Origin of the sequence: Halanaerobium hydrogeniformans, from assembly GCF_000166415.1 — a bacterium.
GTDB classification, from domain to species: domain Bacteria; phylum Bacillota; class Halanaerobiia; order Halanaerobiales; family Halanaerobiaceae; genus Halanaerobium; species Halanaerobium hydrogeniformans.
Window position 1 is genome coordinate 1,536,847 of record NC_014654.1, and the last position, 15,962, is coordinate 1,552,808.

Sequence of the window (15,962 nt, forward strand, 5' to 3'; positions counted from 1 at the left end):
ATAATTTTAAAAATCTATTTTAGCCGAAAAAGGGCAGGTTCATTCCACCTTTTTTCAGATTACCGCTATTAAGCTTTTTCATCATCTTTTTAGTCTGTCTAAATTGTTTTAAAAGCCGGTTAACATCCTGAATTTTTGTTCCACTTCCCTGGGCGATCCTCTTTCTACGGCTACCATTAATAATATCTGGTTTTCTTCTCTCTTCAGGGGTCATAGAAGAAATGATAGCTTCTATATGATCAAGCTGTTTATCATCAACCTGAAGATTTTTAAGCTGTTTTGCTCCACCCATACCTGGAATCATACCGAGCAGTTCATCCATAGGTCCCATATTTCTAACCTGGCTCATCTGCTCCATAAAATCTTCCAGGGTAAATTCGTTTTTACGGATCTTTTCTTCAAGAGCTTTTGCTTTTTCTTTATCTATACTTTTTTCTGCTTTTTCGATTAAACCTAAAACATCACCCATCCCCAGAATTCTTGAAGCCATTCTGTCAGGATGAAAAGGCTCTAAATCAGCCAGTTTTTCTCCTGTACCTGCGAATTTTATCGGTTTACCGGTAATTTCTTTAATAGATAATGCAGCACCACCACGGGCATCACCATCCATTTTAGTCAGCAGTATCCCGTCGATATCAAGTCTTTTATCAAAGTTTTGAGCAACATTTACTGCATCCTGTCCGGTCATTGCATCAACTACAAGCAGTATCTCATCTGGATCAACAGCTCCTTTGATCCCTTCTAGTTCTTCCATCATTTCCTGATCAATATGCAGTCTACCTGCAGTATCAAGAATAATGGTGTCACAGTTGTGAGTAGAAGCAAAGTTAATACTGCCCTTTGCTATATCAACTGGATCACTATCTTCTCCCATGGAGAAAACAGGCAAATCAAGTCTTTCACCAAGCACCTGCAGCTGTCTAATTGCAGCCGGACGATAAACATCAGCAGCAACCAGAAGCGGGTTTTTACCCTTGTTTGAAAGCATCCTGGCCAGTTTACCGGCACTGGTTGTTTTACCAGAACCCTGTAGACCAACCATCATGATGATTGTTGGAGGATCAGGAGAAATATTTATCTCTTCCTGGCTGCCTCCCATTAAATTCTGCATTTCTTCATTAACAATCTTAATTACCTGCTGGGCAGGGGTTAAACTATCCATTACCTCTTTACCAACAGCTCTTTCTTCAATTTTATTGACAAATCTTTTAACAACCTTATAGTTTACATCAGCTTCTAAAAGGGCCATTTTAACCTCTTTTAGAGCACTTTTTACATCAGATTCACTCAGTTTACCCTTACCACGTAGTTTATCAAAGGTATCCTGAAGCTTTTCTGCTAAATTGGAAAAAATCATAAAATAACCTCCCCTAGAGGATAGATTTAATAGACTCTAGTTTTTTACTCACTTCATCATTTCCATCAGAAGCAAGCAGATCTCTTTTCAATAATAAAGACTCTAATTCTTTAATGTTTTTTCTAAGTTCTCTATATTTTTTAACAAGACCTAATTTAGCCTCATATTCTTTTAAGCTCTTTTCACTTCTTTTTAAATGATCATAAACTCCCTGTCTGCTGATGCCTATATTATCGGCGATTTCGGCCAGAGAAAGATCATTATAAAAATAACTTTTATTTATCTGCTGCTGTTTTTCGGTCAAAAGTGAACCGTAAAAGTCAAAGAGCAATGTCATCTTTATTGTTTTTTTAAGCATAAAAACCACCTGTAAAGTTAATTTACTTAACACAGGTGATAGTATACGATATTTTAGGGCATTTGTCAAGCCATTTTAAAAATTATTCTCCATTGCTAAATAGGGCCTCAATAAATTCTTCAGGATCAAAGTTCTGCAGGTCTTCTGCAGCCTCTCCAACTCCTATTAATTTAATCGGGATCTGCAGCTCGTTTTTAACCGCGATAACTATTCCACCCTTGGCTGTACCATCAAGCTTGGTTAGAGCAATCCCATCTACATCTACTGCCTCATTGAATAATTTTGCCTGAGAAATTGCATTCTGACCTGTTGTAGCATCAAGAACCAATAGTACTTCAACCTGAGCATTTGCTGATTCGGCCTCTCTGTCAATAACCCTTTTAACCTTTTTTAATTCTTCCATCAGGTTTTTCTGAGTATGGAGCCTACCTGCAGTATCGACTATTAGAAGATCAACATCTCTAGCTTTAGCAGACTGAACCGCATCATAGGCAACTGCTGCCGCATCAGAACCCTCTTTTTGAGCTATTACATTAACTCCCAGTCTATCTCCCCAGATCTGCAGCTGCTCAATTGCTCCAGCTCTAAAAGTATCACCAGCAGCCAGCATAACTTTTTTGCCCTGATCTTTATAGCGGCCAGCTACTTTAGCAATGGTGGTAGTTTTACCTGCACCATTTACCCCAACAACCATAATGATATTCAAATCTTTATCGAAGTTAAATGTTCCTTCTTCATTTTGCAGCATAGCTTTTAATTCGGCCTGAAAATATTTCATCAATTCTTCTGGTTCTTTAATATCCTCTTCTTTAATATCTTCTTTTAATTTTTCAATTAAAGCAAAGGTGGTTTTTACACCTACATCTGCCTGAATCAAAACCTCTTCCAGTTCTTCAAATAATTCATCATCTATATTTGTTCTACCTGTAAATATATTGCTGACCTTATTTACAAAGCCTTCTTTAGTTTTCTTTAATCCATCTTTTAATCTTTCTAAAAAACTCACTATAAAGCCTCCTCAATAAATTCTTCTTCAAGCTGTTCATCGAACCCTTCAGCCTGATTTAATTTAAGTGAAATTAAACGAGACACTCCTGATTTTTCCATGGTAACTCCATAAAGTGATTCTACCTCGGTCATCATATAACGGCGGTGGGTAATAATGATAAACTGGGCCACTTTAGCATACCTTTTTATAAAACTTGCAAAACGAACTATATTTACATCATCAAGTGGGGCATCAATTTCATCTAAGACATAAAAAGGACTTGGTTTAACCTGAATGAAGGCAAAGATTAAGGCAATAGCTGTTAAGGCTCTTTCTCCACCGGAAAGCAGAGAAAGCCTTTTTAGACTTTTACCAGGTGGTTGAGCCTGGATTTCTACCCCAGTTGCTAGCATATCATCTGGATCGGTAAGTTTTAGTTCAGCTTTACCTCCCTGGAAAAGGGCTTTAAAAACTTTTGCAAACTCTTCTTTTGCCTTATAAAAAGTCCGGCTAAACATCTTTTCCATAGATTCCTCTATATCATCTATGACAAGTTCTATTGATCTGCGGGCATGTTTAAGATCATTTTGCTGCTCATGTAAATAATCAAGCCTATCTTTTAATTCTTTAAATTCTTCTACTGCTGCCTCATTTACAGGATGTAGTTGTTTGATCTTTGCTTTCAGTCCCTTGATTTTTGCTTCAACTTCAGCTTCTTCTTCAGCTTTGATTTCCATCAATTGAGACTCATCAATTTCTTTTGCTGTCAGATCATAGTCTTCCTCAAGTATTTTTTCAATACTTTCAAGCTGACTTTTAAGCTTATTGTAATTTAAATCAAGTTTATGAAAATCATCTTTTAATTCATTTAAAGAAGCCTGTATCTCTTTGATTTCACTTTCTTTTTCTTCTACCTCATCCTCTAACTCACTGACAAGAACTTTAAGTTCATCTTTTGTCTTTTTTAATTTGAGAGCCTCAGCTTCTAAATCATCTTTTTTCTGATTTAATTTAAGCTGTCTCTGCTTGATTCTATTTAAATCAGAATCTAAGTCATCTAATTTTACTACAAGCTCTTTAAGTTCATTTTCGAGTTCACTTAATTTGCTTTCTTTTTCTTCTAATTTTTCTCTGGCATTCTCTCTTTTTTCTGAAATCCTGGCTCCATCAAGTTCCAGCTCTTTTAGTTCTGGCCTAAGTTCTTCAAGCTCTGCTGATTTAAGAGTTATCTTTTCTTTAAGTTCTTCAATCTTTTCTTTTTCAGCAGCAATATTAGCTTTTAATTTTTGTGATTGAAGCTCTTTAGATTCGATAGTTTTTTTGTTTTCAGATATTTTCTCTTCTAGCTGATTATAATTTGCTTCAAGTGAATTTTTAGTTTCTTTTAGTTCACTTAATTCTTCTTTAAAGCGCTGAATCTGATTTTGCTTATTATTTTCAGCCATTTTTAAAGCCTGTAGTTCCTCGATCTGTTCTTTATTTTGTGTTTCTTTTTCTTTTATTTCTTTTTGCAAAGTTTTAAGCTCGGCAACCAGTTTTTCACCTCTGGACTTAAGCTCAGCTTTTTTCTCTGTAAGTTCTTCAATTTTACGGCTGCGGCCAATTAAATTACGGCTGTTATTGCTACTGCTGCCACCAGAAATAGCTCCTCCGGGATAAACAACATCTCCTTTTTGGGTTACTACTCTAAAACTGCGCTTTATTCCTTTTGCCATTTTTACGGCATTTTCCAGATTGTCACTCACAACTATCTGGCCTAAAAGATAATTAAATACATTTTCTAATCGCTCAGGGAAATCAACTAAATCTACGGCCAAGCCCTTAAAACCGGGATAGTTTTTGAGTTGATTAAGATAGTTATCTCCAAGACGTGAACCATCAATCATATTTAATGGTAAAAATGTTGCCCGCCCTTTATTCTGCTTTTTTAAATAATTTACAGCTTTTTTGGCTGTACTGTCATTTTCGACAATAATATTTTGCGATTTTGCTCCTAAAGCAGTTTCTAGAGCTTTTTCATATTCTGACTCAACAGAGATTATCTCTGCTACTACATCAATTAAATCGGGAAAAAGTTCTTTGTTTTCTAGAACAGATCTGACCCCATTATAGTATCCTTCATAACTTTGCTGCATTTCTTCCATTAACTGCAGACGAGAACTGCAGTGTTGAAAATCCTCTTTAAGGGTGATCAATTTTTCTTTGCCCTGTTCTAGTTCTTCTTTTTCACGACTGATATCCTTTTTATGTTCAGCTATCACTTCAGTTTTGTTTTTTAAATCAGTTTTTAACTCTTCTAATTTTGAAGTTAAAAGTTCTTTTTGCTCTGTTTTAGCAGCTATTTTTCTCTCTAAAGCTGATTTTTGTTCTGAGATCTCAGCTAGTCTCTGTTCTGAAATCTCAACCCGTTCTCCTAACCTCTCTAAAAGAGAATTATTTGACTGGATTTGCTTTTTAAAGTTTTCGATTTTTTCTTTTTTTGTATTTACCTCAGCTTCAGTTTTTTGAAGTTCTTTTTCTATACTGCTCAACTGATTATTTAACTCAGCTATTTTTGCTTTTAATGCTTTTTGATCAGAATTAATCACCGCAAAATTTTCTCTACTTTTATTTAAAAGCTCTTCTTTTTTGCTGATCTCCTGCTCAAGCTTTTCTTTTTCTGCTTTTAATTCTTCTTTTTTTGCTAAATAATTTTTTTTGCGTTCTGCTAAAAGATTTAGATTATTATTGATCTCATTAACCTTATTTTGGTTTTGAAAATAGTTGCTGTTGTTTTCTTCTTTTTCTTTTTTCTTCTCTTTTAAATTATCTTTTTTTGTTTGCAGTTTATAGTTGGCAGTATTATATTTACTTTCTTTTTCATCCATTGTCTTTTTAGCTTTAGTTCTCGCTTTTTCGACCGTTTTAAATTCTTCAGATAATAGTTTCCATTTTTTATTTAAAAGACTGAGTTCTAAGTCTTTTAGCTCAGCTTTATATTCTTTGAATTTTTTGGCCTTTGCTGCCGCTTTTTTTAAAGGCTCTCTTCTTTTTTCCAGCTCAGAAACTAAGTCATGGATCCGGTTTAGATCATTATTGGTGTTTTCCAGGCGTTTTTCTGCATCTTCTTTACGTGACTTGTGTTTCATTATACCGGCAGCTTCCTCAAAAAATTCTCTTAATTTATCAGCTTTGCTGTGAATAATCGAATCAATTCTACCCTGACCAACTATCGAATAGCCATCACTTCCCAGACCACTATCCATTAAAAGAGCTTCTATATCTTTTAGGCGGCAGGAAGCTCCATTGATCAGATAATCACTTTTACCATCAATATCAACTTCTCTACCTAAGGTAAGCTCGTCTCCCTCTACAGGTAAAATACCATCAGAGTTATCAAAAAAGAGGGTAACACTGGCTGACCTTTTGGGGTTTAGCTCTTCACTACCAGAAAATATGATGTCTGACATTCTGCTCCCACGGAGGGTTTTTGCACTCTGTTCTCCCAGCACCCAGCGCACAGCATCAACTATATTGCTTTTCCCGCTCCCATTAGGTCCTACAACAGCAGTTATATTTTCTTCTAATTCTATATCAGTTTTATTTGCAAAAGACTTAAAACCTTTAAGCCTGATTTTTGTTAAGAAAATATTGACCACCTACCTTTAATTTATCTAAAATTTGCAGTTAAAAACCTATCCGTGAGGATAGGTTTTAGATAAAACTCAATTATCTTGGTTCTACTAAAAACTTAATAGCAGTTCTTTCTTCTCCATTAATTTCAACTTCAGTAAATGCAGGAATCATGATGACGTCAATCCCATTTGGAGCTACATAACCTCTAGAAATAGCTATAGCCTTGATCGTCTGGTTAACTGCTCCAGCCCCAATTGCTTGTACTTCTACTTTTCTTTTTTCTCTTAAAATTGCTGCAAGCGCTCCTGCTACAGATTTTGGATCTGAATTTGATGCTACTCTTAAATCATCCATAAAAAAATAAGTTCCCCCTTAAATGAATCTCATAGTTTAAAACAAATTGCTTTGTCTTTCATAGGTGGGAAACCAGCATTTTACTGAGGTTAAACTTTATGAAATTTTTAACATCTAAATAATTATTTCTTGATAGATTAAGTTATTCCTGCTTTTTGAGAAAAATCAACCTATCTTTTTTAGTTTTTTGATCTCCTCTTCATTAAGATATCTGTATTCACCTTCAGCTAAACCGTCTAAACTTAAAAAGGCAAAAGCAGTTCTTTTTAATTTGACCACCGAAAAGCCTGCAATTCTGCACATTCTTCTGACCTGACGATTTCTACCTTCATGAATAGTAATTTCAAATTCTGTATAATTATCTAAATAATTAATGTTGGCTATTTTAGCTGGAGCCGTTTTGCGACCATCAATAACCATACCTTCTTCAAATTTATTAAAATCTTCTGCAAAAATTGTCCCCTTAGCCCTAACCCAGTATCTTTTATCTACTTCTTTTTTGGGATGGGTCAGCTTATAGCAGAGATCACCATCATTCGTTAAGATCAAAAGTCCAGAACTGTCATAATCAAGACGACCGGCTGGATATACCCGCTGTTTTAGATCAGGAATTAAATCCATCACGGTCTGCCTCTCTTTAGGATCAGAAACAGTTGTAATATAGCCTTCTGGTTTGTGTAAAAGCAGATAAACCTTTTTTTCTTTTGCAATAACTTCCCCATCAACTTCTATTTCATCTTTTTTAGGATCAACTTTAAAACCCATTTCTGTTACAATTTCTCCATTTACCTTAACTCTACCTTCTGCGATTATTTCTTCTGACTTTCTGCGGGAAGCAACACCTGCATGTGCCATCACCTTCTGCAGTCTTTCCATTCTTTCACCCCAAAATTATTATTACTTTTCAATATTATTTTCTTCATCTTCTTCTTTTTCTTCTTTTTCTGCTATTTCTACATTTGCTTCACTTTCTTCTTTTTCAGCCTTTTCATCTTTTTCAGCTTCTTCAATTTCTTTAGCAAATAGTTTTTCTACCCGCTCTATTTCTGGAAGCTGATCTAAATTATTAATATCAAGATATTCTAAAAATTGATTTGTTGTCCCATAGAGAATGGGATTACCAACTGTCTCCTTACGTCCTAATTCTTCAATTAAATCATATTTAGCCAGGGTATTCAAAGTTTGAGCAACCCTGACCCCCCTTATTTCTTCTATCTCTGTTCTGGTTACCGGCTGTCTATAAGCAACAATTGCCAGTGTTTCCATCGCAGCTGTAGAAAGAGAAGCTACCCTTGTAATATCAAATAATTCTTCTATATGATCTGAATAAATTTCTTTGGTCTGAAAAACATAGTGATTATCATATGATTTTAAAGCAACACCTGAGTTCTCTTTTTGATACTGGATCTTTAAATATTCGATTATCTGTTCCAGCTGTCCTACATTTAAGCCCGTTATCTTTAGAAGTGTTTCTTTTTTTATTTTATTTTTAGAGCTAAAAATCAAGGCTTCTACAAGTGCTACATAATTGATTTCTTTATTTTCTTTAGCCATTCATTTCACCTTTCCAAACTTATCTTTATCTCAGAAAAATTATTGGATTGAATAACCCTGATCCTTCTTCTTTTCATCAGCTCTAAAAGTGCTAACAGGGTTACAACTATCTCAAGCTGATTGTTTTTTTCTTCTAAGAGATTGTAGAATGAAATTTCTTCATTGACCCTTCTGATATCTTTAAGCATATCTCTAATCTTATTGCTTATATTAAACTTTTCCTCTTTTAAATAATCGAGTTTAGGATTGCGAAGTATTTCAGTTTCTGATTCTTTTTCGGCTGTTATAGCCTGAATAATTAGTTCTTTTAATTCAGAAGCGGAAATAGAAATATCAACCTGAAGCTTTTCTGGAATCATAGCCTCAATATCAACCTGGCACTGATAGCGATTACCTGCCTCCTCTTCCCATTCTTTGAGCAGAGAAGCGATATTTTTAAATAACTCGTATTCTCTCAGCCTGGCGATTAGTTCGTGTTCACTTTCTTCATCTTCTTCCTTATTTGATGGTAAAATTGCTTTGATCTTGATCTCGATCAATTCGGCAGCAATGACCAAAAATTCACTGGCCAGATCAATATCAAATTCTTGCATATCTGTCAAATATTCCAAATATTGATCGGTGATGCTGGCCAGAGAGACCTCATTAATATCTATTTCATTTTTTTTGATTAATTGATAAAGGAGTTCCAGTGGACCCTCAAAACTATCAATTACAACCTTATAATCCATAACTTTTACCTCTCATTAAAGCAGTATATTATACATTGTATTAACAATTGGTCTTAAAAATGCCCATAAAATACCTGTATAGGCTAAGATCATAATCAAGATCATCCCATATGGTCCTTCTAGTTTCCTAATATATCTATCAAACTCAGCCGGTAAAACTCCCCTTAATATTTTTGAACCATCCAGGGGAGGAACAGGAAGCAAATTAAAGATCCCTAAACTCAAATTAATAATTACCGATAGTTGAATAAAGACAAAAAATGTCTGAACCAAATTGCTATAACCTGCCTGCTGCAGCTGAAAAAGGGTGTTAGCACCAAAAAATACCGCCATTCTTCCTAGCATAGCAAAGACAAAAGCCAAAAAGAAGTTGGCTGCAGGACCGGCAACACTTACCAGCATCATCCCTTTACGCGGATTTTTATAATAATTTGGATTAATCGGAACAGGTTTAGCCCAGCCAAACCTTCTTGTGATCAATAAGACCAGACTTCCCATAAAATCCAGATGGGCCAGGGGGTTTAAGGTTAATCTACCCTGATTGCCAGGAGTTGGATCTCCAAGTTTATAAGAAACATATCCATGTGAAAATTCGTGTAATGAAAGTGAGAATAATAAAACCGGAATTAATAACATCAATTCAAATATTGTATTCATTTTAAATCACCTCTTATAAAGCCCGATTAATCATACTGACTTTTGATTAAATCTTCAGCATAATTTAAGGCTGATTGTCTATCTTTAAATTTATTTCTTAAAATCTGATCTCTTACTTTCAGCAGTATTTCTTTTATTTCGGGTCCCTGTTTTAAACCCATTTTCAAAAGATCATGGCCATTGATGGGTACTTTAATTTCTGTTCTTTTTTGCAGATGGGAAAAGATAGCTTCTACAAATTGTTGTTCATAATTTATAACGGCTGCCATTATTAATTCTTCCGGCTGATAAGATTCTAGCTCTCTATACTTTAGAGCCGGATCATCTAATTGATAAAATTTAGCATCAACATTTTCCCATTCCTTGTGAGAGAACAATTTAGCTTCATATTCTGAAATAGGCCACTGCTTTATTTTGCTTTCTTCTCTATTATAAAACAAAATTATCAGTCTGACAAGAAAGTGGTTTACCGTAAAATTATTTTCTCGGCTAATGGCAAGTAATTTTTCTCCCTTTAAGAAGTTAGCATCTTTTTTCATATCTAGTTGAAAATCAGCTTCAATTAATTTTAAAACAGGAATTTGATTTAATAATAGCGCTGAAAATTGAGAAATATCTTTTTGGGCTTTAAAGAGATATTTAAGCTCTGCAAAAACTCTTTCAACTGCCAGGTTTTGATAATCATATAATTTAAGTGATTTTTTGCTTAATTCAACACTTTCCGCACTTAGTTTAAAATCTTTTAAAATTTGAAAACGAATTCCCCGCAGGATCCGGAGAGGATCATCTCTAAAACTGTAGTTATGAAGCACATTAAGCATTTTGTTTTTTAAATCATAGATCGCACCAAAAAAGTCATAAACAATTCCTCTCCGCTCAGGATGAAGATCCATCACCAGAGTATTTATTGTAAAATCACGTCTATATAAGTCTGAAAAAAGATCAGCCTTTTCTACCAGGGGCAGAGAACCGGGAAAATGATATTTTTCCTCTCTACAGCTTGCAATATCGATTGAATAACCATATTGATTGTGTAAAAAACCGGTAGAAAATTTATTATTATAATCATATTCTAACCCTTTTGTCTTTTTTAAATGGATAAAAAATTCTTCTAAATCACCTTCGATGAGCAGATCAAGATCTTTGTTTAAAGGTAGACCGATCAAAAGATCTCTTACCTGTCCACCAACTAAATAGAGATTGTAGTTTAGAGCTGCTGCTTCTTCAGCCAGCATTAAGATAAACTCCCGCCTCTGTTGGGGCAAATAATCCAACAAGTTTATTTTGTAATGAAGAAAAGAAGCCTGATTATGGTTATTTTTTTGATATTTTTTTAATAAGTCCAGACCTTTTACTATATCAACCCCAAGCTCTGTATAATTATCTCGACTGAGATGAGGAACCTTATAGCTGCCTGCTATAACTTTTTCCAAAAATTCTATCTTTTTTTCTAATAATTGAATACTTTCTTTATTAAAATAGATATTTTTTTGGTCAACAAGATAATAATTTTCAGAATAATATTTAAGCTCAGCTTCTTCTGCTCTTAAACTTAATTTTTTGAAATCAACTTCGGTTAGATTATTGATCTTAATAACCATTCCCTGATGATGATAATATTCTTCTGCCGAAGAGTTTAAGACTTTATTTAATAAATTTTGTCTGTTTTTCATAACGAGTCCCCACCTCAAAAAGACTGCCTCTTTTGAGACAGTCTGCAATATTAACTTAAACTATTTGATCTTGCTCAAATCGATTTTTTCTAAATTTGGATTGTTTGCTGGAGAGCGACCAACTTTGGCCATTTCTTTCCATTCTCCATCTATCTTTACTCTTACTACATCTGCTGTATAATCATTTTTGGTGTCCTCTGCTCCACAGTTTGATAAAAGCCAGCTGCCTACCCCATAAATATCAACTGGTACCTGAGAAGATTCAAAACGATCTATCTTTTCAGGGGCAAAGCCACCGGTAGCGATGATCTTTACATCAGTACAGTAGTTTTTAGCCCTACTGATATCACCGGGCTGGAGATCCCAATTCTTATAGGCATTATCAATCGCTTTGCGGAGATTAAAGATCAGACGTGCATTTACCCCATTATCCAGTTCTTTTTTGCCTAAAGGCTGAACACTTTCATCTCTCAAGTTTGAGGAATTATCAGGTCTAACCCCAAATAATTTATAGCGTTTAGCTTCTTCTTTTTCACCTGCTTTTAAAAGACTTAAATATTTATTAAACATGGTTTTTAAAACTTTTAAGGTAGTTTCTACACAATTATTATCAAAGTCAACCAGAGCAATTCTATTTACATCTAGCGGCATCAAGCGGCAGAACTGGATCATAGACTCAGCTGTATCACCTAGAAAAGATGCGACATAGGAATGACTGATCGTTCCTCCACCTTTACCTCCCCACCAGGCACCCTGTTCATCAGTGGAAATAAAGCGGCCTGTATTGGTATCATATTCATTGTTATAGGCGTTGACACCAAGTGAATAAGCATAACCGTGCATTGCCTGTAATTTATAATGGGTAAATCTGGCCGGGAAAAACAATACATCTTTACCCCTTGCTGCTACCATAACCTTATAGACATTTGTTGCGATTCTGGAAGCTTCGGTTAAAGAACCGAGGATCGGAGTTTCCAAAATCGAAAAATCTCTATACCTTCCCCTTATTTTTAAAACAGGCTCTACATTATGGGGATTACCACTATAAAATATTTTTTCACCATCATGACAGGCTTTAACTTCTAATTCAGAGGAAGTATTAACAAAATTACCAGCTTCATCTTCATATCCTGTTGCCGTTTTTAAAATGGATAATGCTTCATCAATCCCTCCTGCAATACAAAATGGCTGGCGTCTGGGAAAAATCTGCAGTTCCACCTCAATATCTCCTATATTCTGGCCTTTAAATGTATAGCCTTCCTGAGAAAGTTTTTCTAAAATTCCTGCTATATTGCGAAAATAAACATCAGAATACCAACCAGCTGCCATTCTTTCTCTATCAAGCTGAAATAATTCAGTTTCTAGACGTTCACCATTAAAAATAGTCATAAACTCACCTCTAAATATCTTTTATGTAATTTTTTCATAAATTAATTTTTTATTTTCTACTTCGTTTTTAGAATAACTATAAGCAGCTAATACTTTTGCTCTGGCCTGGGCCAGATTCTTTTGATCATTGACATGCAGCAGGGCTAAAGTATCACCTTTTTTAACCTGATCAGAAACTTTTTTCTTGAGCTCAACCCCAACCGCCAGATCTATCTCAGAATCTTTATTTTCTCTGCCTGCACCTAAAAGCATAGCTGCCAGGCCAACTTCCAGTGCATTTAATGTTGCTATATAACCATCTTCTTGAGCTTTTATCTCTACAACTTTTTCGGCAGTAGCAAATAAAGAGTAATCATCAATAACTGCCGGATTACCTTCCTGAGCAGAGATCATTTCCTTGAATTTCTCCAAGGCTTCACCACTACTTAATTTTTTTCTTAAAAGTTCTTTAGCTTCAGCATGATCTTCACTTTGATCAGCAAGTTCAAGCATTGCTGCTCCTAACTCAAGGCAGAGTTCAGTTAAATCTTCAGGACCTCTCCCCTTTAAAACCTCAATCGCTTCTTTGACCTCCAGAGCATTTCCAACTGCATAACCAAGGGGCTGACTCATATCGCTAATATAGGCTGCTGTATCTCTGCCGATCTCTTTACCGATTGCTACCATCGCTTTCGCCAGTTTTTTGGCCTCGGTTAAATCCTTCATAAAAGCTCCACTACCGGTTTTTACATCAAGTAAAATCGCATCTGCCCCCCCGGCGATCTTTTTTGACATAATACTGCTGGCAATTAAAGGGATTGACTCTACTGTTGCAGTAACATCTCTGAGAGCATATAATTTTTTATCTGCTGGAGTTAAATTACCGCTCTGACCGACAACTGCAATTCCGTGCTGATTAACATTATCAAAAAATCTATCTCTGCTTAAAGAGGTATTAAAATTTACGATAGAATGTAATTTATCTATCGTACCTCCAGTATGCCCTAAGCCTCTGCCCGACATTTTTGCTACCGGAATTCCAGCACTGGCTACCAGAGGTGCTAGAATAAGGGTTGTTGTGTCCCCTACCCCACCAGTACTGTGTTTATCAACTTTTTTGCCCTTGATTTCACTTAAATCAATCATATCTCCCGATTCAGCCATGATCATCGTCAGATCAGCAGTTTCTTCAGCATCCATAGACTGAAAATAGACCGCCATTGCCCAGGCAGAAATTTGATAATCAGGAATATCTCCCTCAACATAACCCTTGATTAAAAACTCAATTTCTGCTCTGCTCAATTTCTGACCTTCTCTTTTTTTATATATTATATCATAGGCTCTCATAATTAAAACCTCCAGCTAGATCTTTTTTATAATATCCTTCATCAATTTAATAAAATCAGCTTTAACTCTTTCTGCAGTTTCTACAACTTCACTGTGATCTAGTGGTTGTGCTAATATACCAGCAGCCATGTTAGTTATACAGGAGATTCCTAAAACTTCAATTCCCATATGACGAGCTACTATTACCTCAGGTACTGTAGACATCCCAACCGCATCTGCTCCAACCGCTGCCAAAAACTTAATTTCAGCAGGAGTTTCATAAGTAGGACCGGACATTGCAGCATAAACACCCTTACGGATCAACAGTGAATTATCTTTGGCAGCTTCTTCTGCCACCACAATTAAATCTTTACTGTATGCTTCCGTCATATCAGGAAATCTGGGTCCATATTCGGCCATATTTTTACCCCGAAGTGGGTTATCACCGATAAAATTGAGATGATCGGAGATAAGCATAAATTCACCCGGTGAGTAATTTGCATTAACTCCACCAGCTGCATTTGTTAAAAGCAGTTTTTCGATTCCCAATTCTTTCATAACCCTAACCGGTAGGGTTAATTTTTCCATCGAATATCCTTCATAATAATGGAACCTACCCTGCATAGCGATTACCTTTTTGCCCGATAATTCTCCGATTACAAATCTTCCTGTATGCCCTTTTACGGTAGAAGTCGGGAAATTATCTAAGTCACTATAATCGATCAGGGTTGGAGCTTCTATTTCTTCAGCCAAAACTCCCAGCCCTGAACCTAGGATCAAGCCAATTTCTACCTGATAATCGATCTTTTCTAAAATTTGAGCAGCATTGTTTTTAATAGCTTCGATCATTTTTTGCCTCCTAAATTTAGATTATAAAATTGCCATCATGATAAATAAGTTCATCATCTGCATATATTTCGCCACCATTTTTCGTATCACAGAGCATATCCCAGTGGATTGTAGAAATGTTTTCTCCCCCGGTTTCTGGATAACTGCGGCCTAAAGCCAGGTGGATGGTACCACCGATTTTTTCATCAAATAACATGTTTCTGGTAAATCTATCGATCCCCTGATTACAGCCAACCGCTATCTCTCCAACATAACGAGAACCCTCATCTGTATCAAGCAGAGAATGAAGTAGTTCTTCACCCTTGGCTGCAGAAGCATCGACAACTCGACCTGCTTCAAATTCTAATCTAATATCTTCAATTTCTTTACCACTGTAGATACCGGGAAAAGAAAATCTTATTTTACCTTCAACACTATCTTCGATTGGTCCTGTAAAGACCTCACCACCGGGATAATTTTCCTTACCCTTATCTGCTATCCACTTTCTTCCTTTAACCTTGAGTTTTAAATCTGTATTTTCAGCTAAAAAATGAAGTTCGGATTTTTCTTCTAAAATTTTTGCTATTCTCTCCAGCTCCTGACCGAACTGGGTCCAGTAGGCAACCGGATCCTGTCTATTTAAATGGCAGGACTGATAAACAAATTCCCTGTAATCAAGCAGTGACATCCCTGCTTCCTGGGCATCAGCCTGGGTAGGATACTGACAGACATTCCAGTTTAAACTACCCTCTGCAGCCCTTTTAAGCATGATCTCTGTAATTTCTCTTTTGGCCAGTGTGCGCTTTTTAATTTTTTCTGGATCTACCGAGGCTAAATTCTTGGTATTATTATGCCCTAATATTTTAAGTGTAGCATCAACATTTTCAAGCAAATATTTTAAATAGGGAGAAGTATAATTAAGCTGTGATTCCCCGGCAAATTTATAAAATAATTCTTCCTGTTCCGGTATAGTGGTGATTATGAAGGGGTGAGCACCAATTTTTAATGCATTTTTATAAACTTCTTTAATCAATTCATTACTGACATTTTCACCCTGAATTAAAATTTCATCACCTTTTTTTAATTCTAGAGAATAATTAAGCAGTACATCTGCGTATTTAACAAGTTTTTGATCTGACATAATAACCTCCTT

General features: G+C 35.5%; 14 protein-coding genes. All 14 read right to left on the reverse strand.

Features of this window, described 5'->3' with window-relative positions; translation table 11 throughout:
• Positions 1–19: 19 nt before the first annotated feature.
• The 14 genes from ffh to HALSA_RS06980 all read right to left on the reverse strand — a co-directional run bounded on the left by ffh (position 20) and on the right by HALSA_RS06980 (position 15,950).
• Positions 20–1,357 (reverse strand): signal recognition particle protein, encoded by a 1,338-nt coding sequence (ffh, locus tag HALSA_RS06915; RefSeq protein ID WP_013405877.1) that lies wholly within the window; start codon positions 1,355–1,357, stop codon positions 20–22.
• Positions 1,358–1,370: 13 nt separating this feature from the next.
• Positions 1,371–1,715 (reverse strand): YlxM family DNA-binding protein, encoded by a 345-nt coding sequence (gene ylxM / locus HALSA_RS06920; RefSeq protein WP_013405878.1) that lies wholly within the window; start codon positions 1,713–1,715, stop codon positions 1,371–1,373.
• Positions 1,716–1,797: 82 nt separating this feature from the next.
• A complete protein-coding gene (gene ftsY / locus HALSA_RS06925; RefSeq protein WP_013405879.1) occupies positions 1,798–2,721 on the reverse strand; it encodes a signal recognition particle-docking protein FtsY in 924 nt (307 codons plus the stop codon).
• Positions 2,721–6,341 (reverse strand): chromosome segregation protein SMC, encoded by a 3,621-nt coding sequence (smc, locus tag HALSA_RS06930; RefSeq protein ID WP_013405880.1) that lies wholly within the window; start codon positions 6,339–6,341, stop codon positions 2,721–2,723. Before smc ends, ftsY begins: the two co-directional genes overlap by 1 nt.
• A 70-nt stretch (positions 6,342–6,411) precedes the next feature.
• Complete coding sequence (locus HALSA_RS06935; protein ID WP_013405881.1) at positions 6,412–6,672, reverse strand: stage V sporulation protein S; 261 nt, start codon at positions 6,670–6,672, stop codon at positions 6,412–6,414.
• A 165-nt stretch (positions 6,673–6,837) separates the two neighbouring features.
• Positions 6,838–7,548, reverse strand: a complete 711-nt coding sequence (locus HALSA_RS06940; RefSeq protein WP_013405882.1) for a pseudouridine synthase — start codon at positions 7,546–7,548, stop codon at positions 6,838–6,840.
• 21 nt (positions 7,549–7,569) lie between these two features.
• Positions 7,570–8,226 carry an SMC-Scp complex subunit ScpB gene (gene scpB / locus HALSA_RS06945; protein WP_013405883.1) on the reverse strand — a complete coding sequence of 219 codons (657 nt, stop codon included), beginning with the start codon at positions 8,224–8,226 and terminating at the stop codon, positions 7,570–7,572.
• Positions 8,227–8,231: 5 nt separating this feature from the next.
• Entirely contained in the window at positions 8,232–8,957 is a 726-nt protein-coding gene (locus HALSA_RS06950) for a segregation and condensation protein A (RefSeq protein WP_013405884.1), read from the reverse strand.
• Positions 8,958–8,972: 15 nt separating this feature from the next.
• A complete protein-coding gene (locus HALSA_RS06955) occupies positions 8,973–9,614 on the reverse strand; it encodes a site-2 protease family protein (protein WP_013405885.1) in 642 nt (213 codons plus the stop codon).
• 26 nt (positions 9,615–9,640) lie between these two features.
• Complete coding sequence (locus HALSA_RS06960) at positions 9,641–11,287, reverse strand: tRNA nucleotidyltransferase/poly(A) polymerase family protein (RefSeq protein WP_013405886.1); 1,647 nt, start codon at positions 11,285–11,287, stop codon at positions 9,641–9,643.
• Positions 11,288–11,347: 60 nt separating this feature from the next.
• Positions 11,348–12,676, reverse strand: coding sequence for a nicotinate phosphoribosyltransferase (locus tag HALSA_RS06965; RefSeq protein WP_013405887.1), 1,329 nt, complete (start codon positions 12,674–12,676; stop codon positions 11,348–11,350).
• Between the two features lie 21 nt (positions 12,677–12,697).
• Positions 12,698–14,002, reverse strand: coding sequence for a pyrimidine-nucleoside phosphorylase (locus HALSA_RS06970; protein ID WP_013405888.1), 1,305 nt, complete (start codon positions 14,000–14,002; stop codon positions 12,698–12,700).
• A gap of 15 nt (positions 14,003–14,017) precedes the next feature.
• Positions 14,018–14,830: a purine-nucleoside phosphorylase gene (locus HALSA_RS06975; protein WP_013405889.1), complete on the reverse strand. Its 813-nt coding sequence runs from the start codon at positions 14,828–14,830 to the stop codon at positions 14,018–14,020.
• Positions 14,831–14,846: 16 nt separating this feature from the next.
• Positions 14,847–15,950, reverse strand: a complete 1,104-nt coding sequence (locus tag HALSA_RS06980) for an aminopeptidase (RefSeq protein ID WP_013405890.1) — start codon at positions 15,948–15,950, stop codon at positions 14,847–14,849.
• Positions 15,951–15,962: the final 12 nt, after the last annotated feature.